Origin of the sequence: Variovorax sp. dw_308, from assembly GCF_019207085.1 — a bacterium.
Taxonomy (GTDB): domain Bacteria; phylum Pseudomonadota; class Gammaproteobacteria; order Burkholderiales; family Burkholderiaceae_C; genus Variovorax.
In genome coordinates this window covers 242,675-265,618 of record NZ_JAATOM010000009.1, presented here as the reverse complement: position 1 = coordinate 265,618, position 22,944 = coordinate 242,675, and the positions used below count along the sequence as shown (strand labels likewise).

General features: G+C 64.5%; 23 protein-coding genes. 13 read left to right on the top strand and 10 right to left on the bottom strand.

Translation table 11 applies throughout. From position 1 onward, the window contains the following. Positions 1 to 998: 998 nt before the first annotated feature. The 6 genes from HCU76_RS19560 to HCU76_RS19535 all read right to left on the bottom strand — a co-directional run bounded on the left by HCU76_RS19560 (position 999) and on the right by HCU76_RS19535 (position 6,536). Positions 999 to 1,739 (bottom strand): TetR/AcrR family transcriptional regulator, encoded by a 741-nt coding sequence (locus HCU76_RS19560; protein WP_213955079.1) that lies wholly within the window; start codon positions 1,737 to 1,739, stop codon positions 999 to 1,001. Beyond that, positions 1,736 to 2,986 carry a radical SAM family heme chaperone HemW gene (gene hemW / locus HCU76_RS19555; protein WP_218510391.1) on the bottom strand — a complete coding sequence of 417 codons (1,251 nt, stop codon included), beginning with the start codon at positions 2,984 to 2,986 and terminating at the stop codon, positions 1,736 to 1,738. The genes HCU76_RS19560 and hemW overlap by 4 nt, the downstream gene beginning before the upstream one ends. A 58-nt stretch (positions 2,987 to 3,044) precedes the next feature. Continuing rightward, on the bottom strand, positions 3,045 to 3,647 hold the full coding sequence (gene rdgB, locus HCU76_RS19550) for an RdgB/HAM1 family non-canonical purine NTP pyrophosphatase (RefSeq protein WP_218510390.1): 603 nt from the start codon (positions 3,645 to 3,647) through the stop codon (positions 3,045 to 3,047). A 37-nt stretch (positions 3,648 to 3,684) separates the two neighbouring features. Further along, positions 3,685 to 4,413: a ribonuclease PH gene (gene rph, locus HCU76_RS19545; protein WP_218510389.1), complete on the bottom strand. Its 729-nt coding sequence runs from the start codon at positions 4,411 to 4,413 to the stop codon at positions 3,685 to 3,687. Positions 4,414 to 4,546: 133 nt separating this feature from the next. Further along, the gene (locus tag HCU76_RS19540) at positions 4,547 to 5,449 is read right to left on the bottom strand and encodes a PP2C family serine/threonine-protein phosphatase (protein ID WP_213955082.1); all 903 of its coding nucleotides are present in this window, start codon (positions 5,447 to 5,449) and stop codon (positions 4,547 to 4,549) included. A gap of 79 nt (positions 5,450 to 5,528) precedes the next feature. Next, entirely contained in the window at positions 5,529 to 6,536 is a 1,008-nt protein-coding gene (locus HCU76_RS19535; RefSeq protein ID WP_213955083.1) for a serine/threonine-protein kinase, read from the bottom strand. A 91-nt stretch (positions 6,537 to 6,627) separates the two neighbouring features. Here HCU76_RS19535 and HCU76_RS19530 point away from each other — a divergent pair, with 91 nt between their 5' ends. The 4 genes from HCU76_RS19530 (at position 6,628) to HCU76_RS19515 (ending at position 10,786) form a co-directional block, all read left to right on the top strand. Beyond that, positions 6,628 to 7,542 (top strand): YicC/YloC family endoribonuclease, encoded by a 915-nt coding sequence (locus HCU76_RS19530; protein WP_218510388.1) that lies wholly within the window; start codon positions 6,628 to 6,630, stop codon positions 7,540 to 7,542. A gap of 14 nt (positions 7,543 to 7,556) precedes the next feature. Then, entirely contained in the window at positions 7,557 to 8,177 is a 621-nt protein-coding gene (gmk, locus tag HCU76_RS19525; protein ID WP_218510387.1) for a guanylate kinase, read from the top strand. Positions 8,178 to 8,199: 22 nt separating this feature from the next. Beyond that, entirely contained in the window at positions 8,200 to 8,403 is a 204-nt protein-coding gene (gene rpoZ, locus HCU76_RS19520) for a DNA-directed RNA polymerase subunit omega (protein ID WP_213955086.1), read from the top strand. A gap of 94 nt (positions 8,404 to 8,497) precedes the next feature. Next, complete coding sequence (locus tag HCU76_RS19515; protein WP_218510386.1) at positions 8,498 to 10,786, top strand: bifunctional (p)ppGpp synthetase/guanosine-3',5'-bis(diphosphate) 3'-pyrophosphohydrolase; 2,289 nt, start codon at positions 8,498 to 8,500, stop codon at positions 10,784 to 10,786. Here the strand turns inward: HCU76_RS19515 and greB are convergent. Further along, on the bottom strand, positions 10,750 to 11,331 hold the full coding sequence (gene greB, locus HCU76_RS19510; RefSeq protein ID WP_218510385.1) for a transcription elongation factor GreB: 582 nt from the start codon (positions 11,329 to 11,331) through the stop codon (positions 10,750 to 10,752). The two genes, HCU76_RS19515 and greB, sit on opposite strands and share 37 nt — an antisense overlap. 9 nt (positions 11,332 to 11,340) lie before the next feature. After that, positions 11,341 to 11,811 carry a nuclear transport factor 2 family protein gene (locus HCU76_RS19505; protein WP_218510384.1) on the bottom strand — a complete coding sequence of 157 codons (471 nt, stop codon included), beginning with the start codon at positions 11,809 to 11,811 and terminating at the stop codon, positions 11,341 to 11,343. A 301-nt stretch (positions 11,812 to 12,112) separates the two neighbouring features. Here HCU76_RS19505 and HCU76_RS19500 point away from each other — a divergent pair, with 301 nt between their 5' ends. Then, a complete protein-coding gene (locus HCU76_RS19500) occupies positions 12,113 to 12,331 on the top strand; it encodes an AMP-binding protein (RefSeq protein ID WP_218510383.1) in 219 nt (72 codons plus the stop codon). 136 nt (positions 12,332 to 12,467) lie between these two features. Here the strand turns inward: HCU76_RS19500 and HCU76_RS19495 are convergent, their stop codons facing one another. Together HCU76_RS19495 and HCU76_RS19490 are read right to left on the bottom strand one after the other, a co-directional pair. Further along, entirely contained in the window at positions 12,468 to 13,361 is an 894-nt protein-coding gene (locus HCU76_RS19495) for a PaaX family transcriptional regulator C-terminal domain-containing protein (protein WP_256354295.1), read from the bottom strand. 100 nt (positions 13,362 to 13,461) lie between these two features. Beyond that, positions 13,462 to 15,105 carry an AMP-binding protein gene (locus HCU76_RS19490; RefSeq protein WP_218510381.1) on the bottom strand — a complete coding sequence of 548 codons (1,644 nt, stop codon included), beginning with the start codon at positions 15,103 to 15,105 and terminating at the stop codon, positions 13,462 to 13,464. Positions 15,106 to 15,433: 328 nt separating this feature from the next. Between HCU76_RS19490 and HCU76_RS19485 the strand changes: the two genes are divergently transcribed. From HCU76_RS19485 to HCU76_RS19450, 8 genes are all read left to right on the top strand, one after another. Further along, positions 15,434 to 16,630 (top strand): cytochrome P450, encoded by a 1,197-nt coding sequence (locus HCU76_RS19485; protein WP_218510380.1) that lies wholly within the window; start codon positions 15,434 to 15,436, stop codon positions 16,628 to 16,630. After that, positions 16,627 to 17,880, top strand: a complete 1,254-nt coding sequence (boxA, locus tag HCU76_RS19480) for a benzoyl-CoA 2,3-epoxidase subunit BoxA (protein ID WP_256354294.1) — start codon at positions 16,627 to 16,629, stop codon at positions 17,878 to 17,880. The genes HCU76_RS19485 and boxA overlap by 4 nt, the downstream gene beginning before the upstream one ends. Positions 17,881 to 17,919: 39 nt before the next feature. Next, the gene (locus HCU76_RS19475; RefSeq protein ID WP_218510379.1) at positions 17,920 to 18,144 is read left to right on the top strand and encodes a ferredoxin; all 225 of its coding nucleotides are present in this window, start codon (positions 17,920 to 17,922) and stop codon (positions 18,142 to 18,144) included. A gap of 44 nt (positions 18,145 to 18,188) precedes the next feature. Beyond that, entirely contained in the window at positions 18,189 to 18,770 is a 582-nt protein-coding gene (locus tag HCU76_RS19470; RefSeq protein ID WP_218510378.1) for a DUF2889 domain-containing protein, read from the top strand. A gap of 295 nt (positions 18,771 to 19,065) precedes the next feature. After that, entirely contained in the window at positions 19,066 to 20,049 is a 984-nt protein-coding gene (locus HCU76_RS19465) for a tripartite tricarboxylate transporter substrate binding protein (protein WP_218510377.1), read from the top strand. Positions 20,050 to 20,079: 30 nt separating this feature from the next. Next, positions 20,080 to 21,066: a hypothetical protein gene (locus HCU76_RS19460; protein ID WP_218510376.1), complete on the top strand. Its 987-nt coding sequence runs from the start codon at positions 20,080 to 20,082 to the stop codon at positions 21,064 to 21,066. Beyond that, positions 21,063 to 22,298 (top strand): phosphotransferase family protein, encoded by a 1,236-nt coding sequence (locus HCU76_RS19455; RefSeq protein ID WP_218510375.1) that lies wholly within the window; start codon positions 21,063 to 21,065, stop codon positions 22,296 to 22,298. The genes HCU76_RS19460 and HCU76_RS19455 overlap by 4 nt, the downstream gene beginning before the upstream one ends. Next, positions 22,298 to 22,939, top strand: a complete 642-nt coding sequence (locus HCU76_RS19450; RefSeq protein ID WP_218510374.1) for a hypothetical protein — start codon at positions 22,298 to 22,300, stop codon at positions 22,937 to 22,939. Before HCU76_RS19455 ends, HCU76_RS19450 begins: the two co-directional genes overlap by 1 nt. Positions 22,940 to 22,944 lie beyond the last annotated feature (5 nt).

The following is a 22,944-nucleotide window of genomic DNA, read 5'->3' as shown; positions in this document are numbered from 1 at the left end:
CCTTGGCCGGAGGCATATCGGCATATCGCCAACATTCGCAACTTCGCCACCGAGCCTCATTGTTGGAAACCGCGCTCTGGCGCAAGTTCAGACGCTAGGCCAAGTGTTCCTGGGCAGTGCCCACGACGGCGCGCACGCCTTTACGGCCGGCCCCTTGGCACCCGGCCCCGGCAATTGATGAGCGAATGCGCACGGAATTTCGCCTCGTGCGGCACGAGCCGGAAGTGGCCGCCGGGGGTGGCGGGCATCACCCAGGAGGAATTTACCCATCTAGTCTGGCGTGAAGCTACATGTGTGGCATCCGGTGCGGGCGCGCGCAATCCGCGCTTCACGGTCCTCATGCGAATCTTGGAGGCCTTGGAATGGAGGCGGGCAGGTCTCTCGGCACTCTCCGCAACCGCCCAACCACGCAGGTAATGGCGAGACGCAGCGCGTACCACAAACGATAGCAAGCAGTTCCAGGTCTCGATGTGGCCCTGCACGCCTCGCCTCCCATCGTTGGGTCCTCCAATGGACTCTGCAAGATCGCAGTGGACAAGTTGCCCCGGGAAACCCCTACCAAGGTCGATACGCACTGGGCCGACGACGCAGCCGATCGACCTCTGATCCAAAGGCCAGAAGGCGCGCCACTATGACCATTGCAGGCCCCAAAAACGCGAAGTCAGGGGAGGGAAGCCTCCCTCCCCGCCTTAAAGGCGTGGACAACTCTTACGAGTTGCCCACACCACGGCTCCCCCTCCCTCTTCCTTAGATAAATTCACGATAGAGATCGGCGCCTAGGAGACGATCGGGGCCGATTAGACGCACCAACTGCCAACCGCCTTCTCCCTGCGACAGGGCGCTGGAATTGGTTGCACAAAAGCTTGGTTGAGATAAGAACTCACGGACGCTTTCACGTCGGCAGTTTTCAAGACTGCTGGTTTAAACCGCTCACCCAACTCTCCAATGAAGACATGCACCGCTCGCCCTGGGGCGGCAGGCAAGAGGCGGGAGGGATTCTAGACGGTGCTGCCTTCAGAGCGCTGCGCATGGCTGGCTTCGGGCTCTTGCGACGCCTTCCGCGGCGCCAGGCCGCCGAGCACCAGGTCCAGCACGCCCTGCGCCCATTCGCGGCGCTCCACCGGCCCGCCAAGCGGCCTGGAGATGAAGAAGCGAACTCCGCCGAAGGCCAGGTTCGAAAGCTGCACAGCGGTGAGTTCAGGATTGGGCACATGCAATTGGCCGTTGCGGTGCGCCTCTTCCAGGTAGGCGACGACCGGGCCGAGCACCCAGCTGTTCTCCGTATAGACGAGCTTTGCGAGTTCAGGGAAGCGCGTGGCCTCGGCAATCACCAGGCGCAGCAGCCCCAGCGTGCGCGGCTCGGTGGCCCCCAGGTACATGCCTTCGATCAACTCGAGCAGGCGCTCCTCGGTGTTGGTCTGTTCGCCCTTCAGCGCCGCATGCATGTCGGTACGCGCCTTCTCGACCGCCCGATGGATCACTTCGTGGAACAGCGCCTGCTTGTTTTCGAACTGGCGATAGATCGTGATCTTGGCAACGCCGGCGTCACGCGCAACAGCCTCGATGCTGGTGCCGGCATAGCCCTTTTCCAGAAACGATTGCGTCGCGGCATCCAGGAAGGCCTCCCGCAATTCGGCGGCCTGCACCACGCTGGGACGCCCGCGCGCGCGGCGCTTCGGTTCAACGGCTTCCGCGGAGGGCGAAAGTTCGGTCACGGGGTCGAGCAGTGTGATGGTCATGAATCTGGTAGGAACAATGTCTGGAGGTCGCTCAGGAAATCGAGTCCCCTTGCAGTAGGCCAAACGTGTCGAAGATCGCGAGAAAGTAACCCATTTTGCTCCGCTTGGGCCAGTCCGCGTTGAATTGCGGTGATCGAAAGGCCAGTCCGTTCGCCATATTGCGACAGAGTGAACCCTTCCTTCAGTCGCAAGACATTGAGCATGTATTCGAAGGGCAACTCGGCCAGCGCCACGTCATCGCTGTGTGATACCGCTACCCCGGCCAACGCCTGGTCCATGTATTTCTGGGGCTCCCGGAAACGCACCTGCCGCACGATCCGGTGCGCAAAACTCAGCTTGCTGTGCGCGCCGGCGCCAATGCCAAGGTAGTCGCCAAACTGCCAGTAGTTCAGGTTGTGGTGGCACTGATGGCCCTCGCGGGCAAACGCCGATATTTCATAGCGGGCCAGTCCGGCTGTCGCCGTGCGCTCGGTGATGCGGTCGAGCATGGCATAGGCGTCATCGTCTTCCGGCACCTTGGGCGGAAACTTGGCGAAGTAGGTGTTGGGTTCGATGGTGAGGTGGTAGATCGACAGATGCGGCGGGGCCAAGGCCAGCGCCTGCGCCAGGTCCGTCTCCAATTGCGCGGGCGATTGCCCTGGTAGCGCATACATCAGGTCGAGGTTGAAGGTGTCGAAGGCGCTCGCCGCCTCCTCCACCGCGGCAATGGCCTGCGCCCGATCGTGCACGCGTCCCAGCGCCTTCAGGTGCTCGTCGTTGAAGCTCTGCACCCCGACGGACAGGCGCGTCACGCCCGCGCTTCGAAAGGCCCGGAAGCGGTCGCGCTCGAAGGTGCCCGGGTTGGCCTCGAGCGTGATCTCGCAGTCGGGCGCCAGTTTGACGCGCGCACGCACGTCGCTGATCAGTCGGTCGATCGCCTCGGGCGAGAACAGGCTGGGCGTCCCGCCACCAATGAACACCGTGTGGATGGTGCGGCCCCAGATCAGGGGCAGCGCCGCATCGAGGTCGGCCACCAATGCATCGAGGTAGCGCTGCTCAGGCAATGCGCCTGCCTTTCCGTCGGACCATTCATGCGAGTTGAAGTCGCAGTACGGGCATTTGCGAAGGCACCAGGGCAGATGGACGTACAGCGAGAGCGGCGGCAGCGCGGACAGTTGCAAGGGCCCGGGCCGCATCATGTGCAGCACGTCGTTGGCGTTCGGCGCACCGGCCTGCACCGCGGGCGCGATGGGGACGATCGTGTTCATTGGATAACCTTCGCGCCGCGCGCTGCGGTGCGAGCACCTTCGGGCGGCCGGGCGGTGCTCATGGAAACCAACGCTCGCGCATCATCGCCAGCATCGCGCGCGCGGCCTGCCCCCGGTGACTGTTCGCGTTCTTCACCTCGGGCGGGAGTTGGGCGAAGGTTTTGCCGAACGCCGGCAGGAACATCACAGGATCGAAGCCGAAGCCGTTCTCGCCCACCGGCTCGCGCGTGATCCGCCCGGCCGCACGCCCGACCGCGATCAGCGGTTCCGGGTCTTCGGCACTGCGCAGCGCCACCAGCGTGCTGACCAGCGCAGCGCGGCGGTCCTCGATGCCGGCCATCTGTTCGAGGAGTGCACGCACGTTGCTCGCGTCGCCCTTTTCATAGCCGAACCGGGTCGCATAGTAGGCCGTGTCCACGCCGGGCAGGCCGCCGAAGGCCTCGACGCAAAGCCCCGCGTCATCGGCAATGGCCGGCAGGCCGGTGGCGGCGGCCGCATGCCGCGCCTTGGCCAGCGCGTTCTCCACGAAGGTGCGAAACGGCTCGTCGGCCTCGCCCACGCCCAGTTCCGACTGGCGCACGAGGGTCACATCCAGCGATGCGAGCAACAGTTGCAACTCGGCCAGCTTGCCGGCGTTGTTGGATGCGAGAACCAGTTTCATAAGCGATGCGCGCCCGCATGACGGGCACTGTCAGAAGTTACTTGGCGAGCGCCTGCTGTTGCAGCACGACCAGTTCCTGGATGCCCTTGTCGGCCAAGCCCAGCAACAGGTCCATCTCGGCGCGGGTGAAGGCAGCGCCCTCGGCCGTGCCTTGCACTTCGACGAAGTGGCCGGCACCGGTCATGACGACGTTCATGTCGGTATCGCAGGCAGAGTCCTCTGTGTACTCGAGGTCCAGCAACGGCGTGCCTCGGACGATGCCCACCGAGATCGCAGCCACCGGGCCGAGGATCGGCGATGCCGGGAGGGTCCCCGCGGCCAGCAGCTTGTTCACGGCATCCTGCGCCGCGACGAATGCGCCCGTGATGGCCGCCGTGCGCGTGCCGCCGTCAGCCTGCAGCACGTCGCAGTCGAGGTGGATGGTGCGCTCGCCCAAGGCCTTCAGATCGAACACGGCGCGCATGGAGCGGCCGATCAGCCGCTGGATCTCCTGCGTGCGCCCACTCTGCTTGCCACGTGCCGCCTCGCGGTCGCTGCGGGTGTGGGTGGCGCGCGGCAGCATGCCGTACTCGGCCGTGACCCAGCCCTCGCCGCTGCCGCGCTTGTGCGGCGGCACCTTCTCCTCCACCGAAGCCGTGCAGAGCACGCGCGTATCGCCGAACTCGATCAGCACCGAGCCCTCGGCATGAATGGTGAAACCGCGCGTGATGCGGACCGGTCGCAGTTGGTCAGCCGCGCGGCCGCCGCTTCGTGTGTATGTAGTCATGGGTTGAATTGGCAGTGATGAGAAAAGCGCGGACACCATAGCGCGCCCTGAGGGCAAGGAGATTTTCGCAGCGAAGGCGGCGAGGGACATCGCCGCCCCGAGATCGGCGACCGCAGTAGAAAGATCCCCGGCCTCAGCTCTTACGGGCTGCGGAGCGACGGATAGCTTCGTTGATTTCGGCAATCGACCGTTCGATCGCGTCTTCATCCAGATCGTCAGCCTCGCCATCCGACGGCATGCCGGCCTGGATCGTCGAGGCGAACACGCCTTCGCTGATCGCATCGGTCGACACGCCGCGCTCGTTGCCGGCCACGTCGGGCGTTTCCCATTCGAGCGCGATCAGCGTCACGTTGTCGCTGTGGGTGCCGCCGTTGCGGAGCGCCGCTTCAGCCAACTCCGGCGCAGCGTCAGACACAGGCCTGTTCGACAGCGTCCGCACGATTTGCTCGTCATCCAGCACACCCCAGACGCCATCCGAGCACAGCATGATGCGGTCGCCCTGCTGCAGGGTCAGCGGAGCCGAGACATCCAGCGTGGGCGTGGACGGCGAGCCGAGGCAGGTCAGCAGCAGGTTGCGATTGACGGGCTCGTTGCCCCCGTCGAGCCGCGGCCGCTCGGCATGCGAATGGTCGCGGGTACGCATCAGCAGTTGCCCGCCGCGCACCACGTACAGACGCGAATCGCCGCAGTGAACCCAAGTCGCCGTCGTGCCTTGCAGCACGGCCGCCACGAGCGTGGTGCGGGGCGTGTCGAGCATCGCCTTGTTGCCCGCATAGCGCATGATCTGCTGATGCGCCGACAACGCCGACGACGTGAGGAAGGCGCGTACGTCCTTCACCACCGGGCGGGCTTCGCGCTGATAGAGCGCGGCAATGGTCTGCAGCGCCATCTGCGCCGCGACCTCACCCTCCGGATGGCCGCCCATGCCGTCGGCCAGCACGAAGAGGCCGGACTCCCGCGTGTAGCAGTAGCCCATGCGGTCTTCGTTCTTGACGCGGCCGCCCTTGCGGCTGACTTGGAATACGGAAAATTTCATGAGTGCCCGCACGGCAGCACGAAGGCCGCACAAACCCATTCAGGGGGAAGCGAACACACGAGATATGGAGCGTGGAGATTCATGCCGGTCTGGTTGTGGGAGCGGCCGCCTTGGGCAACCCCTTCTTGTCGGGCGAGCGCATGTTGTCGATCGACAGGCGCACCTTCTCGCTGACGCTGAGCTTGGTATAGCGACGCTCGCCTTCGCGGCTCAATTCCTTCTGCAGCGCGAACACAGACTGCGGACGCGACAGCGGATCGAGCGACATGCACCACTCGACTACCTCGATCAGGTTGTCCGAATAGATGCCGCGCAGGCGCGACAGCGAGAGACTCAGCCGGTCCTTCTCGATGCGCTGCGGCGCGTCGTTGGGCGGATAGCCCTGCATGCAGGCATAGATGCAGGCGCCGATGGCATAGATGTCGGTCCAAGGCCCCATCGACGAATCGCGACGGTACATCTCGGGTGCCGCAAAGCCGGGCGTGTACATCGGCCGGATGAAGTTGCCCTCCTTGGACAGCACCTCGCGCGCCGCGCCGAAGTCGATCATCACGGCGCGGTCGTCGTCGGTCACGAAGATGTTGGCCGGCTTGATATCCAGGTGCAGCATCTTGTGCTGGTGCACGATGCGCAGGCCGCGCAGGATCTCGTCGAACAGGGAGCGGATGGTCGACTCCCTGAATACTTTCTGCTTCTTCAGGTCGCGCGCGGTGACGATGAAATCCTGGAGCGTGGCGCCTTCCAGATTGTTCATCACCATGTAGACGGTCTCGTTCTCGCGGAAGAAATTGAGCACGCTCACCACCGATGCGTGCGAGATCTGCGCCAGCGAACGCCCCTCTTCGAAGAAGCTCTTGAGGCCCAGCCGATACAGCGAAAGCTTCTCCGGCGCGACCTGCGGCGCCAGTTCGCCGACGCCGCGCGTGGCCAATGAAGACGGCAGGTATTCCTTGATGGCGACCTGCTGGCCGGAGGGGTCGACCGCCAGATAGACGACGCCGAATCCACCCGCGGAAATCCGGCGGATCACGCGGTATCCGCCGATCACCGTGTCGGGCAGCAGGGGCGAAGGTTTGACCTTTGACATAATCCGGGAGTTTCACCCGAAGGCGAGTGTGCGGCAAGCGAACGCACTGCCGATGCCTCGGTGCGAACAAACAAATTCACAGTGAGGCGCAATGCCAGTTTACAGCATGACCGGCTACGCGAGTGGCCAGAACACCCCCGGTGGAGGCCACGCTGACGCGGACTCGCGCCCTGCGGCCACGGGCCGTCTTGGCGTCGAAATTCGCTCGGTCAACAGCCGATTCCTCGACCTGACTTTCAAGTTGCCGGAAGAGCTTCGGCAGCACGAACCCGCCCTGCGCGAACTGCTCACCCGCAGCCTCAAGCGCGGCAAGGTCGAGTTGCGGGCCAACTTCGAGAACAGTGCCGCATCGGGCGTGGTGGAGCCTTCCACCAAGCTGCTGCAGCGGCTCAACGGCGTACAGGACAGCATCAAGGCGTGGCTCCCAAGCGCACGCGAACTGAGCGTGGCCGACGTGCTGCGGCTGGCCGGCGGCGACGGCAGCCAGCGCGGCGACTGGGGCCCGGACCTGCTGGATGTCAGCGGCAGGGCACTCGCCGCCATGATGGAAGCCCGCGCCCGCGAAGGCGCCCGCCTCGCCACCATGCTCAGCGAGCACCTCGGCGAGTTGCGCAAGCTGGCCACGCAGGCCGGCCCGCTGGTGCCTCAACTGGTCGAGCAGCAACGCAACCGCTTCCTGGAACGCTGGCAGGATGCTATGGGCCTGGTCGGCGGCACCCTGCCCGAAGCGGCGCAAGACCGCGCACTGACCGAAGCAACAGCCTTCGCCATCCGCATCGACGTGGCCGAGGAGCTCACCCGCCTCAGCTCCCACCTGGACGAAATCGAGCGACTGATCGCCAAGGGCGGCGAGATCGGCAAGCGCCTCGACTTCCTCATTCAGGAACTGCACCGCGAAGCCAACACGCTGGGCTCCAAGTCCGCCGCACTCGAACTCACGCGCATCGGCGTCGACATGAAGGTGCTGATCGAGCAGATGCGCGAGCAAGTGCAGAACATCGAATAAGAAGACCCTGCCCGATGGATTACCCCGGAAATATCTTTGTGGTGGCTGCGCCCAGCGGCGCCGGCAAGTCCAGCCTCGTGAAAGCGCTGATGGAGCTGGATTCGGCCGTGCAACCCTCGGTGTCGCACACCACCCGTCCCCCGCGCGGGCAGGAAAAGCATGGCCGCGAATACTTCTTCACCTCCGATGGCGAATTCGACGCGATGGTCGCCGGCGACGGGTTTATCGAATGGGCGCACGTGCACGGATGCCGCTATGGCACGTCGAAAAGGGCCATCGAGGAGCGCGTGGCGCAAGGCGCGGACGTGGTGCTCGAAATCGACTTCCAGGGCGCGATCCAGATCCGCAAGACCTTCGCCAACGCCGTGCTCATCTTCATCCTGCCGCCGAGCTGGGAAGAACTGCGCTCGCGGCTCGAGCGTCGCGGCGAAGACCGCGCCGACGTCATCGAACTGCGCCTCCGCAATGCGGCCACCGAGATGGCCCGGGCGGGGGAATTCGATTTCGTTATAATCAACGAGTTATTCGAGCGTGCGCTTTTCGACCTGAAAGCCATTGTTCACGCCCAGCGGCTGCGTTATTCCGCCCAGCGCCGCGCGCGGGCCGACACCTTCGCCGCTCTGAACATCCCCTGACACCGTCTACCGAAAGTTCATCATGGCCCGCATCACCGTCGAAGACTGCCTGCTTCAGATCCCGAACCGCTTCCAGCTCGTGCTGGCCGCAACGTACCGCGCCCGCATGCTGAGCCAGGGCCATGCGCCCAAGATCGAGAGCAAGAACAAGCCCGGCGTCACCGCGTTGCGCGAAATAGCCGAAGGCAAGATCGGCCTCGAAATGCTCAAGAAGGTGCCGGGCTGATCATTCGCCCCCGCTTTCCCATAGAGGCACCGCTTGCGGTGCCTTTTTTGTGGGCAATCACCTGCCCTCGAATGGCACGCTAAAGTCGGGGGCTATGAGCGCAGTCGCCAAACCCGAGCCCAACGCCCCGCGGGGTGCTGCTCGGCCCAGCCCTGCCGCCCTCAACGCCGCTGCGGCCAGCTTCGCGGCCCTGACCGCCCGGCTCGACTATCTCAGCGCCGAAGACACCGAACTGGTCCGCCGCGCCTACCGCTTTGCCGACGAGGCCCATCTCGGCCAACTGCGCAACAGCGGCGAGCCCTACATCACCCATCCGATCGCGGTCGCGGCCCAATGCGCCGAGTGGAAGCTGGATGCGCAAGCCCTCATGGCGGCGCTGCTGCATGACGCCATCGAGGACTGCGGCGTCACCAAGCCCGAACTGATCGAGCGCTTCGGTGCACCCGTCGCCGAACTGGTCGATGGCCTCACCAAGCTGGACAAACTGCAGTTCAACACCCGCGAGGAGAACCAGGCCGAGTCCTTCCGCAAGATGCTGCTGGCGATGGCGCGCGATGTGCGGGTGATCCTCGTCAAGCTGGCCGACCGCACCCACAACATGCGCACGCTCGACGATGCACCGCGCGAGAAGTGGCCGCGCATTGCGGGCGAGACGCTGGAGATCTATGCGCCTATCGCGCATCGACTGGGCCTGAACCAGACCTATCGCGAACTCCAGGAACTTTCCTTCAGGCACCTGAAGCCCTGGCGCTACGCCATCCTGTCGAAGGCCGTGACCAAGGCCCGCAGCCGCCGGCGCGATCTGATCCAGAAGGTCCAGCGCGAACTTGAAACCGCCTTCGCAGCCGCCGGTATCAGCGTGCGTATTGCGGGCCGCGAGAAAACGCTCTACTCGATCTACCGAAAGATGGACGAGAAGCACCTGAGCTTTGCGCAGGTCACCGACATCTACGGCTTCCGCCTGATCGTGCCGAACGTCATCGCCTGCTACACGGGGCTGGGCATCCTGCACCAGATGTACAAGCCCCTGCCGGGCAAGTTCAAGGACCACATCGCGATTGCCAAGCTCAACGGCTACCAGTCATTGCATACCACGCTGGTCGGTCCGTCGGGCGTCAACGTCGAGTTCCAGTTGCGCACGGAGGCCATGCATGTGGTCGCCGAATCCGGCGTGGCGGCGCATTGGCTCTACAAGGCGACCGACAACGCGTCGCCGTCGCGCGAGCGGCTCGGCGCGAAGTGGCTGCAGTCCTTGCTCGACATCCAGGACGAGACGCGCGATGCCGCGGAATTCTGGGACCACGTCAAGGTCGACCTGTTCCCCGATGCGGTGTACGTCTTCACGCCCAAGAGCCAGATCCTCGCCTTGCCGCGCGGCGCCACTGTCATCGACTTTGCCTATGCCATCCACAGCAACATCGGCGACCACACCTCGGCGGCGCGCATCAATGGCGACCAGGTGCCGCTGCGCACCGAGCTCAAGAACGGCGACGTGGTGGAAGTCATCACCGCGCCCGTCTCGACGCCCAATCCGGCCTGGCTGGGATTTGTTCGCACCGGCCGCGCACGATCGAAGATCCGCCACTACCTCAAGACCCTGGCCCATGCCGAGTCGGAAGGTCTCGGCGAGAAGCTGCTGGCCCAGGCGCTGCGCGCCGAGGGCCGCAACAAGGTGCCGCCGGAAGACGGCGAATACCAGGTCATCTGGGAAAAGCTGCTGCGCTTCACGGCCAACCGCTCGCGTTCCGAACTGATGACCGATATCGGCCTGGGCCGACGCATTGCGAGCATCGTGGCCAAGCGCCTCATGTTCCTGCTGTCCGAGCGCGGCGAGAAGCCCGATGCCCTGCTGCTCACGCGCGAGCGCTTCACTGCGCACGAGACCGTCTCGCAAGGCGGTGTCACGCTCGACGGCAGCGAAAACTCGTCGGTTCGCTTCGCGCTGTGTTGCCGGCCCATTCCAGGCGATCGCATCGTCGGCTACCTGGGCCACGGCGAAGGGCTCGTCGTTCATACCGACGAATGCGGCGTCGGCCAGCGCCTGCGGCACCGCGACAGCGAACGCTTCTTCGCAGTCGAGTGGGCCGAGGAACCGGTCCGCACCTTCGAGACCGGCGTGGTCGTGACGGTGCGCAACGACAAGGGCGTGCTGGCCCGCGTGGCAGCCACGCTGGCGGAGGCCGAGGCCGACATCACGCATGTCGAGATGGCCGATGAAACGCCGCAGGATTCGACCGACCTGCGCTTCGTGATCGCGGTGCGCGACCGCGCGCATCTCGACCTGGTGCTGCGCGCCGTGAAGCGGACGCCGTCGGTGCTGGTCGCGAACCGCGTGGTGCCCGCGCCCTATTCGGCCGACCCGAGCGCACCGGGCGCCGGGTAGCGCACCGACAGCACTTCGATCTCCTGCGCGCCACGCGGCGTGACGAGCTTCACCACATCGCCCTCGCGCGCCTTCAGCAGCGCCCGGGCAATCGGCGAAATCCAGCTCACCTGCGCTTGCTGGCTCTGGGCTTCATCGATGCCGAGGATGGTGACGCTGCGCTCCTCGCCCGCGGGATCGGCGTATTCCACTGTCGCTCCGAAGAAGACCTGGTCGCTGCCGTGATGCACGGACGGGTCCGTCACCTCGGCCACTTCGAGCCGCTTGGTCAGGAAGCGGATGCGGCGATCGATTTCACGCAGCCGCTTCTTGCCATAGAGGTAGTCGCCGTTCTCGGACCGATCGCCGTTCTTTGCCGCCCAATGCACCGCCTCGACCACCTTCGGCCGCTCCTCGTCCATGAGGCTGAGCAACTCGTCACGCAGCCGTGCATAGCCTTGCGGCGTGATGTAGTTCTTGCCGCCTGGCGGCAGCGGCGGCAACCCGCCGTCCGCGCCATCGTCGTCGTCGTCGGCGTCCGACTCTTTGGTGAATGCTTTGCTCATGGCGCCATGCTAAGTAAAAGCCTTGCCCCTTTGGCCATGGTGAACACCAGCCCCTGATCCAGCCATTGGGCGGCTCGGCAAGCCACTTGCGCCGGCGATGGGCCTCTCGGACCGCCTGCAGGCCTGGACCTTCGATGCGCCTTCGACGTAGCCAGCAATGGCTTCAGGGCCCACGTGGCGGGAGATCTGCTTGTCGCTGCCGAGGGTGATCACAAGCTCGCCCTCTTTCGTGAACAGCGAGCGCACGACGTCGAGCCTGGCCTCATCCCAGGCGATCCCCCAACGATAGAAAGCCTCCTGGACCAGCATCCTGTCCAGCACATTGGACGTCGTGTCAGCCTTCCCGTTGGGCTGCAGTTGAACCATTCCAACCTTGCTCGCCCAGTGTTGCGGAGGGAAGGGCTCCGCCTTCGCGGCCAATGCCACAACGGCGATGAGCAGGACCGCAAGCGGTCTCGGTGTCGTGTTTGAAAAGACCATGGAAATGCATCCGGTGGAAGTGGAAATCCCAGTGTTCCACCGGGACGCACCTCAAGGAATCACATATGCGATTTCGGTAGTGTCGGATGTCCGGCGCCGGTCTTCCGGGAAACGCACTCCGATCTCACACTCGCCGGCTACATACACCCCAAGCTTGCGCCGCATCAGCGCACCATAGGAGTCGGGGAACAGGCGCGAGATCCGGTGGATTGCGCGCGCCCCATTCTCCACTAGGAGGCGCCTGTCCCCGCGTGCAAGACCGCTCACGATGCCGCGCGCACTCCTTCGGGGACGTTAAGAGATGCCGACGCTTCGCAAGCTGCCATCCCCGCTCATGGAAGTGCGCATCGTCGACGACGACATGAACGAGATGCCGGTCGGCCAGCCCGGCGAATGCGTGGTGCGCGGCCCGAGCTTGTTGTCGGTCTACCTCGATGACGACACCGCCAATGCCGAGGTGGCCCGCGGCGGGTGGCTGCACACCGGCGACCTGCTGCGCGGCGAGGCGGACGGCAGGTAGTCGTCTCCGTCGCGCGTGGCGGTGGTGCGCATGGAGCCGAGGCGCGTCGGAGCCGGCGCCGGGTTCGGTGAGTTGCTCAAGCGCTGAGGCCGTACGCGGTCGCGGGAACGCCGTCGCTCCCCTTCCGCTTGTCTCGCTAAACCGTCGGCACGACCCCGGCGATCTCATCCCAGCGCCGATGCGCTTCCTCGCTCCACTGCTGCCGCAAGCCTTCAAGACGCGTGACCGCTTCCTTGCCGCCCCACCGAGGCGGCAAGAGGACCAGGGGAAGGCCGGGGTCGACAAAGGGGACACGTTGCCACTCGTTGACGAGTTGAACATGCGTGAACAGCATCGGATCCCCCGATCCTGGACGCAGCCTGCCGAATCGATTGAGCAACTGGTCATAGTGAACAGACACGGTGTCCAGATCCCAGGATTGGTCCACCACCTGCCGGTCGGTCATCCCCATCTGTGACGACGGCCCCACGAAAGCAAAGGTAGTTGCCGAGACCGCCAGCTGCTGCAGAACGCGCCTGGCCTCTTCCTCGCGGTCCGAATGGGGATTTACCCACAGGCCGGCGATCGGGTTGCCGAAGCCGATCCAGTGCAGCGCCCGCGACACCTTGAGCTTGAGCGCCCTATCGCCCTCCGGTGACGCCATCACGAGCACGAGCCAACGACCGTCCCAAGGTGTGTTGCGCTGGCCCATCGACAACACGCGTTGTGCACCTTCGTCGATGACGCGCCGCCCCCGCTCGGTCAGCGTCCAGCAGGTCTGGCGACCCACCGGATGCGCATCGATCCATCCCGTGGCAGAAGCCCTGGCGATCGCCTGCCGCGCAGACTTCTCGACGATACCGGCGCCGACCAGCACATGCACCAGGGTCGATGTCCAGACCGGCCGCCCGCGCGGCAGCACGAACTCGCCGAGCAAGGTCAGCAACAGCGATCGGGCGCTGCCCGGGTTGAGGCGATCCGAAGGCGCCGCCGCCGATGAGGCGTCGGATTGTCGAGGTGTTTTCTGTCTTGCTTTCCCTGCTGGCGGCATACCGTCCTTTGCGTCTGAACCTGTGGCGCAGCGGATTGTAGGAAGACCAGCCAATGTCTTCCGGACGCGCGCAACAATTGGCGCAGGCCGGCAAGATCTTTCAAGTCTTGGCTTCGACCGGGACGGGAAGCGTCACCAGTTCTCCGCTTCGGAGTTGCTCCCGCAGAACGTGCTTGCGGATCTTTCCGGACGCCGTGAGCGGGAAGGCTTCGACGAAATGCCAGACGACCGGTGTCTTGTAGGCGGCGAGCTTTCCGCGGCACCAGCCTCGCAACTCGTCTTCGGCCGGCGGCGACTGCGGCGACGCTGGCCGGATGATCGCCACCACCACTTCGCCCCATCTTTCGTCCGGCACACCGACCACGGTGGCATCCCCCACCGCCGGATGACCCACCAGCACATCCTCGATCTCGCGCGGATAGATGTTCTCGCCGCCGCGGATGATCATGTCCTTCAAGCGGCCGGTGACCCGCAGGTAGCCTTGCCCGTCCATCATGCCCATGTCGCCGGTGTGCAGCCATCCCTCGTCGCGCAGGGCAAGGGCCGTGGCCTCTGGCATGTCCCAGTAGCCGGTCATCGCCTGGTAGCCCCTCACGCAGATCTCGCCAGGGACCCCTGCAGGCAGGATCTCGCCGGACAGCGGATCGCCGATCTTCATCTCCAGGCAGGGCAAGGGCGTGCCGACCGTCTCGGCTTGCTGCACGGGGGAGTCCGTGAGTCGTGTCTGCGTGAAGACGCCGTTGCCTTCCGTCTGGCCGAACAGGATGGAGAACGCGCAGCCAAAGGCTTCCATCGTCCTGCGCACCAGCGCCGCGGGAACGACGGCGGCACCGGACAGCACCGTTTGCAGGCTCGACAGGTCCCTGCCCTTGCAATCCGGATGCTCGAGCATCGCAAGGATCATGGTGGGTACCAGCAACGCGATGTTGCCGCGCTCGCTCTCGAGGATCTCGAGCATCTCGCCGGCATCGAATGCGGGCAGGAGCACGAAGGTGCCGCGTTGCGCGAGGGCACCGATCTCGGTCACGGCGCAACCGCCGACATGGAACAGCGGCATGGCGTTGACCCAGACGCCGCCAACCGGAAACTCCGCCCGCAACGCCACGTACCGCGATGCGTTCACGATGCCGCGGTGGTGCAGGCAGGCACCCTTCGGAAAGCCGGTGGTGCCCGAGGTGTATTGGATCTGCACCGTGTCGCCAGGGCTGACACGCGGCAGCAGCACGTCGGGCCGGGCCTCCGCGAGAAAGCGATCCCACGACGAGAACGAGATGGCATGACGAAGCCCGGGGAGGCGCGGCCGCACCGCCTCGACGCCCGCCTTCATGTCGTTTTTCCTGTAGGTGTCGACGTGGAATATGCCGCTGGCGCCGGAGGTCCTGAGCACGTGCTCCAGTTCCTTGGACAGGAACGCCGGATTGACAGTCACCAGCACGATGCCGGCAAGGCTCGCACCATGCTGCAGGAAGATCCACTCGGCGCAGTTCGGCGCCCAGACTGCAACGCGCTCGCCCGGCGCGAAGCGACCGAGCAAGGCGCGCGCCGCACACTCGGCGCCCTCGAGCAGTTCGCGATAAGTCCAGCGCCGCCGCTCCGACGCCATGGTTCCGCCCTCAACCAGAGCGATGCGGTCGGGGACTTCCGAAGCAACTTGTCGCAACAAGTCGCCCAGTGTCACATCGAGCACGGCTTGGGAAGGGTCAGCAGGCCAATAGGAAGGGATGGATTCTCTGACGGCATTCATGCTGCAGCCTCCTTCAAGGCGCTGGCAAGGACCGCGAACCGCGGCGCCGGGCGCTGCCCCGCAGCGGTGCTGATGCTCGATCTCATCGTGGGTCTCCTCTTTCGGGTTTCGGGTTAATGCTACATACATCAAACTTGGTTTTCTCAATATGTAGTATGAACATCTTTTGGATTCGACGTCAATAGCCTAGTTTTCGAGTTGCCTTTCAGGCCAGCCTCTGCATGTTGACTTTCTCACCGCCTGATTTCATACTACGTTCAACTACTGTTTACGATATAGTGTGTAGTATAAATTTCACCACAGTACCTGCAACTGAAAGGCAACCGACATGACTGACCAGGCAACGCATGTTCACGATGGCTACGACATCTACGGAGCGGACTTCGCGAAGGATCCGCACACGGTATGGGAAGCGATGCGGCGTGGCGGCTGCCCGGTCGCGCACAGCCAGCTCGGCGGCGGGTCGTGGATGGTCACGAAGTACAACGACATCCGCGACATCACCCAGGACCCGGCGCACTATTCTTCGCGTGCCGTCGAGGTTGCCGGCCCCGTTCCCGCCATGGGGCGCGAACTGTTCATGCCCCCCCTCACGTCGAATCCGGAAGATCACAAGGCGCACCGCGACCTGCTGGCGCCCTACTTCACGCCCGACCGCGTCGCCCAACTTGAGCCCTTCGTTCACGAGGAAGCACAGCGGCTTGCACAGGCCATTGCCGAACGTGGCCACGGCGACGCAGTCTCGGACTTCGCGATGCCGCTTGCGCTGGCAGTGATCACCAAGATCCTGAAGGTGCCTGCCGACGCGCGCGACCGGTTCGTGGACTGGGTGGTTCGGCTGATCCGCCTCGGGCCGCTCGACCAGGCCGTGCGCAGTGCCGTCATCCAGGAAAAGTTGCAGTACCTCGAGCAGTTGCTGGAGGAACGTACGCGCAACCCGGGCGACGACATCATCAGCTACCTCGGACACGCCACGCTCGACGGCCAGCCGCTGTCCCGCAAGCACAAGCTGGGCAGTCTCTTCCTGCTGGTGCTGGCCGGCGCCGACACGACCTGGAGCGCAATAGGAGCGAGCCTGTGGCACCTCGCATCGCACCCCAAGGACCGCGCCACGCTGCTGGCCGATCCGGGCATCATGCGCACCACCGCCATCGAGGAACTGCTGCGGGCCTATGCACCGGTGTCGATCGCGCGCCTGGCGAGCGAGGAGGTCGAACTGCACGGACGCTGCATCGCCGCACAGGAGCGTGTGATCCTGCCATTGGCCGCAGCAAATCGCGACCCGGAAGTCTTCGAAGACCCGGACGTCGTCAAGCTCGATCGCAAGCGCAACAGGCACCTGACGTTCAGTTCCGGCCCGCATCGCTGCCTGGGCTCCAACGTGGCACGGCTGGAGCTTCGCATCGCGCTGGAGGAGTGGCTGCGCGTGATGCCGAATTTCCACCTGACCGATCCCGATGGCGTCGAATGGAGCACCGGGCAGACCCGCGGCCCCGAGCATGTTCACATCGGAGTGGACCAATGACCGCCACTGCCTTCGCAGCGCTGCCTGTCTCATCCAGGGTCGCTTTCATGCGGCAGCATCTGATCGACCCCGAGGTCTGCATCCGGTGCAACACCTGCGAGGAGAGTTGTCCGCACGGCGGCATCGTCCACAACGACGACAACTACGCCGTGCTTTTCGACGCCTGCACAGGCTGCGGCAAGTGCCTTGATCCTTGCCCGACGGGAGCCATCGCCAATTGGCGCGACGTCAGCTCGACGTACAGCGTCGACGAACAGTTCAGCTGGTCGCAGTTGCCTGCGCAGCAGGCCGGGATCGCGATCGACTTGAAGGATGCAGCGCACCTCGTCCCCCCGACGATCGAGCCGGCGGAAGAGCTTCCCGCGCTGGCCGAAAGCGAGTTGACGGATGCGTTTGCGGTCAAGCCCGCCGCGCCGTCCTCCGCCAGCCGGCCGGTGGTCAATGCGTTCAAGCGCAACCAGCCGGCCACGGCAACGATCGTGGCCAACGTCAGGCTGACCGCGCCCGAATCCGACACCGACGTCCGCCACATCGTGCTGCGGTTTGCCGATGGCATGTTCCCGGTGCTCGAAGGCCAGAGCCTCGGCATCGTCATGCCGGGAGCCGACAGCCAGGGCAAGCGCCATGCGGTGCGGCAGTACTCCATCGCGAGCCCTCGCAATGGCGAAGCAGGCGAGCCGAACACAGTGGCCCTGACGGTCAAGCGCGTACAAGGTGGCTTGTGCTCGAACCATTTGTGTGACCTGTCGGCAGGCGCCAGCGTCGACGTCACCGGCCCGTTTGGCGCCACCTTCCTGATGCCCAATGACCCGGCCGCCAACATCGTCATGGTGTGCACCGGCACCGGCGTCGCGCCCTTCCGCGGCTTCGTCGAACGGCGCCGCCAGTTGGCACCGGAGTCGTCAACAGGAAAGCTCGTGCTGTTCTACGGGGCGCAGACGCCGCAGTCGATGCCTTACGTCGACTACCTGGAGGAGCTGCCCGTCACCACCGTGCAACGCGATTTCAGTTACTCGCGTCTGGAAGATCGCCCGAAGATCCGTGTCCAGCAACGCATCCGCGCATCGGCGGCGCTGGTGTCGGCTCTATTGCGCGACGATCTGACGCATCTATACATCTGCGGTCTGAAGGGAATGGAGCAAGGCGTCGAGCAAGCCCTGGCCGAAGTCTGCGGCACCGCCGGCCTCGACTGGATTCGCGTACGCGACCGGATGCGCGCCGCGGGCCGCTACCACGTCGAGACCTATTGAGCTGCCATTCAACCGCGGCCATCACACGAATGCCCCACCATGAAACTGCACGTCTCCACCGAGCTCTGCCAAGGCCACAACAACTGCATCCGGATCGCGCCCCAACTGTTCCAACTCGATGCGTCCGGTTACGCCAGCGCACGGCTGGCGGCCATCCCGGTCGCACTTGAAAGCCTCGCGGAACTCGCAGCGGACAACTGTCCCGAATGCGCGATCGAGATCATTCGCGAGGAAGTGACCGAAGCGGGCAATCGCCAAGCTTGAGTTGCGTCGATCAAGCCACTTCCCGTATTGCAATGGAGACCTGAATGTCACTGCCCGCGCCAGTCGAACGCACGCCGCTGCACACGCGAAGGATCACTTTCCGGGGCTATCACCGGCATGATCGGCTGTGGGACATCGAGGCCGAACTGACGGATGCCAAGGGCTACCCCTTTACGTCGCCCGGCCTCGGCACTCTCCCCCCGGATACGCTCATCCACAACATGGCGATCCGCGCGACGCTGGACGAAACGCTGACCATTCGCGAAATTGCAGCCACGATGAATGGCAAGCCCCAAACGGAGTGCGCGCTGGCGACGCATCCGATGCAGCAACTCGTGGGCTGCACGATGGGGCCGGGCTGGCGCGCCACGCTTGAAAGGCACCTGGGCGGCATCAAGGGCTGCACGCACCTGCGCGAACTCATGTTCAACATGGCCACCGCCGCCTTCCAGACGATTCCCACCCACCACGAACTGCTGCTCAGGCAAGCCGGTGAACCGGTTGGGGATGATGGCCAGCCGCCTTACCACTTGGGCAAGTGCATGTCGTGGGACTTCAACGGGCCTCTCGTCCAGAAGCACTTTCCACAGTTCCAGGGGTGGCAGCCGCTCAACCGGATCAAGTAGTCATCGCTCGACGAGGGCCCGTCGCTATCGCGCGCCGCCGGAATGCGAAGACCCCGATGAAGCCGGTGCGGCCGCGCACGCCAGTTTGATGCCCTCGCATCGGCACAGGGCATCCAGAACCCAGGTATCAAGCGGCGCCGGCCCCGAACAGGCATGCGTCACTTCGCCCTTGACTCGCTCAGAGTTTGGGCGCAATATTCATTGGGTGACCCATTGACTACATGAAACTTCGCGCTTGCAGTGCCCACCCCGTGCTGCAGGTCAAACGTACTACGACTAATCGAAGGAGATTGCGGTGTCCATCCTGATGAGAACGATCCTCGTGGCGCTTGCGAGTGCTCTGGTGTCTGCGCAGGGCTATTGCCAGACCGAGACCTATCCGTCACGCAGTGTGCGCATGCTGGTGCCCTACAGCGCCGGCAGCGGCGTCGATCTGCTGGCGCGCAGCTTCGGTCATGGCATGGAAGGCAAGCTGAAGAATCCCGTGGTGGTGGAGAACCGGGAGGGAGCGACCGGCGTGATTGGCACCCAGGCGGCTGCGCGCGCACCCGCGGACGGCTACACGCTCATGGTCAATGCAAACCCGCCGTTCCTGGTCGCGCCTCTGAGCCAGAATCCGCCACCCTACGACGTGCTGAAGGCCTTTGCCCCGGTGGCGCGGGTGGGCAGCGTTCCGCTCGTCATGATCGTCGCAGCAGATTCGCCGGTAAAGGGCTTTGCGCAATTGCGCGAATATGCCAAGGCACATCCTGACAAGGCGACGTACGCGTCCACGGGGAACGGCTCTCCAGGGCAGTTGTTCATGGAAACGGTGAAGGCTGCGACCGGTCTACCGCTAAGGGAAGTGCCGTACAAGTCATCGACCCAGGCGCTCACGGACCTGATCGGCGGGCAGATCCTCACAAGCATCGTGTCGCTTCCTGCCGCCGATCAGCTGATTCAGAACGGGCGCCTGCGCGTCCTGGCGGTTGGGTCCAGGGAGCGACTGACTCGGTTCACCGACGCACCCACCTTGTCCGAAGCCTTGGGGTCACCCCTGGAAGCGAGCGTGTGGTACGGGTTCCTCGTGCCAGTCGGCGTCGTGCCCGAGAGGATTGCCGTTCTTTATTCCGCAGTGGCCAAGGTGTTCGACACGGACGAGGCCAGGAAAAGCATGCAGGTCCTGGGCATCATCCCCGAGCTTCAATCGCCGACGCAGTTCGCGGCCTCATTGCGCCAGGACGCCGATGCCGCCCGCAGGATGCTCTCCCTTGTGGAGCAGAGCAAGACCACGCCTTGATCCGCAGCAAGATTCCAGCATGGGCACACAATGATCCAAGCCTCCGATACCGAGTTCCACCCGCGCGACCCCGCGGACAGAATCTGGACCGAGACCACCTACCTCGCTTTCAACGTCCCCGAAGCGGCGCTGCACGGTACATGCTACGTGCTGGCGCGCCCCAATCTGGGCGTGGCGATGTCCTCGGTCGTTGTCGCGCGAGGAATGCGCCGCCGGCCGTATGAAGTGGATTTCTGCGATCCGCAGATCCACCTGCCCTGCCCGTCGTCCTACGCCAGCTTCACGCTGGAGAACGGATTGTCGGTCGATGCCGAGTCACTGACGGACTGGCGTTTCCGCTATGCGCACAAGCTCGGAATCTGCAGCTTCGACCTGCATCTGGAAGGGCTGCATCATCCATACGATCCCACCGACTCGCGCGAGAATCCGATGGTCGAACAGCTGGCCTCCCATCCCGCGGACTCGCGCATCGGCGATGCGTGGTCGCATGGACACTTCGATCTCAAGGGCCGGATTCGCGGCACGCTGAAGCTGCGCGGGCGTCAGTACCAGGTCGATTGCCATGAAGGGATGGACCGCAGTTGGGGTCCGCGCAACGAGACCCCGAACCGGGCCACTTCCTACATTTCGGTGAACTGCGGCGACGCCATGGCCATGTGGCTGACCATGACCCTCGACGTGGCCGCGTCCGGTCACGTGCGCTACGAACGGCTCAATTCCGGATACCTCGTCGAGCACGGCGTGGTGACGCCCATCGTGACGGCGCAAGTCGATGCCACGACGGTCGACATGCTCGCGATCAGCGACCGCATTGTTGTCACCGATACCAGGGGCCGCACGCATGAGTTCTTCGGTGCAGCGATCGGCACGCGGCCCATGGGATCACTGAACCCTTCGATCGCGGCATTCGTGTCGCTGATGCGCTATCACTACCTCAACCACGTTGGCCACGGCGGGCACGGCAAGCTTTTTGGCCTGTCATACCTTGCAGAACGGCTGGCCGGAGACGACGCATGATCACGTACGAATATGGCGCCGGGCGCGCCGCTGGCTTCGACAACCGGGACGCGCCTTCCGAAGCGTTCATTGCCGACCTGCGCAGTCGCTTCCCCACAGAGCCCGAGACCGACGCGTTGTTGACGCGCAAGATGCAGCGGCGCAGCGCGCCACCGTATCAGCAAGTCAGCCTGGAGCAGATGACGCGATGGCTTCACACCATGCTTTCGGCCCAGATTGCGGGCGAATTCACGGTGCGCGATCCAAGATGGCTGACAGGCGGCGCCTCGAAAGTGCAGGTTGCGTTCGTGCTGGATTGGGATGCCCCGGGACGAGGTCCATGCAGCGATCATCTCGTCATCCGGATGGATCCCTCCGAAGCTTCCAACACCACCAGTCGTGTGCGGGAAGCGGAACTGCTGGAGGCTTTTCAGACCCGGCTTCCCGTGCCGAGGGTCCTTTGGATCGATCGGGAGGCACGCTGGTTTCCGGAGCCAGCCATCATCTATACCTTCGTTCCCGGCGTGGCAAAACCCAGGAGCGGAAGCGCCGGCCAGGTCGTGGGCTTGGGTACCAACTTCGGCCGGCGCCTGCGCGAGTTGCTCGCGCCGCAGTTCCTGCGCGACCTGGCGATCATCCACACGGCTGATGTCGACAACATGCACTTCGAGAGCATGGAACAGCCCTCGGTCGGCACCCGGGAGGCCGCGCGCTGGCAGTTGAACCGCGCCCGGCGTGTCTGGGAAGAAGATCGAGGTGAGGACTACCCGCTGATGGACGTCGCGGCCAACTGGCTGGAGCGCAACCTGCCAGTGCTCGATCGCACAAGCATCGTGCATGGTGACTTTCGAAGCGGCAACTTCCTGTTCGACGAGGCCTCCGGCAACATCACGGCATGGCTGGACTGGGAGCGCGGCCATCTCGGAGACCGACACCGGGACCTTGCCTGGATGACCCAACGCGAGAAAGGGCACCTTGCCGAAGACGGCAAGACCTATCTGGTCTGCGGCCTGATCCCCCTGCAGGATTTCTACGAACTCTACGAAAGAGCGTCGGGCCTCACCGTAGATCCCGTCCGGCTGCGTTGGTACCGGGTGCTCAACTGCTTTCAGGTGATCACGACCACCATGGCCACCATGTATCGGGTCGCGAAGCTCGGCAAATCCCACCAGGACATCTTGCTGGCGCGCCTGAAGGCCATCGCCCCTATCGGCGCCCACGAGCTTTGCGAACTGCTTGAAGGAGACCTCTGATGGATCACACCCATGTCGGCTTGCGTGCCGCGGTACGGTCACTCACTGACGTCGTCGCACCCGCGGTAGACCCGCAGCACGCCCAGGCGCGCGACCAGCTACGGCTCACGGTCGAATATCTCGAGTTCGTGCTTCAACGCCTGGATCACTTTCATGAACGTGATCTGTTCGAATTGCGCCATCACATGGACTTGGCCAGGCAGGTGCTGGCGGTCGTCCCCGCGTCCGCCATGACCTGCTCCGCAGCACTCGGCTCGGCGCTGGAACAAGGCAAAAGCGCCCTGGCAGAAGTCAATGCGGCAGCGACGACGCTGCGCAACGCCACGGGCGCCCTGGCTGCGGCCGTGGCGCAAGCGGTGCGAGCAGCACCGCAAATGGATGCGTCGGCGCGCCGGAATATCGAAACGTGCGTTCTCCGCGCAAGCAAGACGCGCATCGCGTTCGAGCGCTCCTGGTATCTGCCGCTCGGTCTTGACGCGGATTCACACGAGGTCCTGCCGCTTTCCGAGGCTCTCCGCTTGCAGGTCGAAAGCACGGCGCACTCGTGGTGTCCTGCAGAACTCGACGATCCGGCATCAAGGTCAGTCCTGGATCCGAACGTGAAAGCGGAGCGGCAGATGGCGGTGAACGGAAGCGACTGAACTGA

Excerpts from the sequence above, each read along its gene's own strand:
- HCU76_RS19560 (WP_213955079.1), bottom strand. The coding sequence starts at position 1,739 with ATGACCATCACACTGCTCGACCCCGTGACCGAACTTTCGCCCTCCGCG.
- hemW (WP_218510391.1), bottom strand. The coding sequence starts at position 2,986 with ATGAACACGATCGTCCCCATCGCGCCCGCGGTGCAGGCCGGTGCGCCG.
- rdgB (WP_218510390.1), bottom strand. The coding sequence starts at position 3,647 with ATGAAACTGGTTCTCGCATCCAACAACGCCGGCAAGCTGGCCGAGTTG.
- rph (WP_218510389.1), bottom strand. The coding sequence starts at position 4,413 with ATGACTACATACACACGAAGCGGCGGCCGCGCGGCTGACCAACTGCGA.
- HCU76_RS19540 (WP_213955082.1), bottom strand. The coding sequence starts at position 5,449 with ATGAAATTTTCCGTATTCCAAGTCAGCCGCAAGGGCGGCCGCGTCAAG.
- HCU76_RS19535 (WP_213955083.1), bottom strand. The coding sequence starts at position 6,536 with ATGTCAAAGGTCAAACCTTCGCCCCTGCTGCCCGACACGGTGATCGGC.
- HCU76_RS19530 (WP_218510388.1), top strand. The coding sequence starts at position 6,628 with ATGCCAGTTTACAGCATGACCGGCTACGCGAGTGGCCAGAACACCCCC.
- gmk (WP_218510387.1), top strand. The coding sequence starts at position 7,557 with ATGGATTACCCCGGAAATATCTTTGTGGTGGCTGCGCCCAGCGGCGCC.
- rpoZ (WP_213955086.1), top strand. The coding sequence starts at position 8,200 with ATGGCCCGCATCACCGTCGAAGACTGCCTGCTTCAGATCCCGAACCGC.
- HCU76_RS19515 (WP_218510386.1), top strand. The coding sequence starts at position 8,498 with ATGAGCGCAGTCGCCAAACCCGAGCCCAACGCCCCGCGGGGTGCTGCT.
- greB (WP_218510385.1), bottom strand. The coding sequence starts at position 11,331 with ATGAGCAAAGCATTCACCAAAGAGTCGGACGCCGACGACGACGACGAT.
- HCU76_RS19505 (WP_218510384.1), bottom strand. The coding sequence starts at position 11,811 with ATGGTCTTTTCAAACACGACACCGAGACCGCTTGCGGTCCTGCTCATC.
- HCU76_RS19500 (WP_218510383.1), top strand. The coding sequence starts at position 12,113 with ATGCCGACGCTTCGCAAGCTGCCATCCCCGCTCATGGAAGTGCGCATC.
- HCU76_RS19495 (WP_256354295.1), bottom strand. The coding sequence starts at position 13,361 with ATGCCGCCAGCAGGGAAAGCAAGACAGAAAACACCTCGACAATCCGAC.
- HCU76_RS19490 (WP_218510381.1), bottom strand. The coding sequence starts at position 15,105 with ATGAATGCCGTCAGAGAATCCATCCCTTCCTATTGGCCTGCTGACCCT.
- HCU76_RS19485 (WP_218510380.1), top strand. The coding sequence starts at position 15,434 with ATGACTGACCAGGCAACGCATGTTCACGATGGCTACGACATCTACGGA.
- boxA (WP_256354294.1), top strand. The coding sequence starts at position 16,627 with ATGACCGCCACTGCCTTCGCAGCGCTGCCTGTCTCATCCAGGGTCGCT.
- HCU76_RS19475 (WP_218510379.1), top strand. The coding sequence starts at position 17,920 with ATGAAACTGCACGTCTCCACCGAGCTCTGCCAAGGCCACAACAACTGC.
- HCU76_RS19470 (WP_218510378.1), top strand. The coding sequence starts at position 18,189 with ATGTCACTGCCCGCGCCAGTCGAACGCACGCCGCTGCACACGCGAAGG.
- HCU76_RS19460 (WP_218510376.1), top strand. The coding sequence starts at position 20,080 with ATGATCCAAGCCTCCGATACCGAGTTCCACCCGCGCGACCCCGCGGAC.
- HCU76_RS19455 (WP_218510375.1), top strand. The coding sequence starts at position 21,063 with ATGATCACGTACGAATATGGCGCCGGGCGCGCCGCTGGCTTCGACAAC.
- HCU76_RS19450 (WP_218510374.1), top strand. The coding sequence starts at position 22,298 with ATGGATCACACCCATGTCGGCTTGCGTGCCGCGGTACGGTCACTCACT.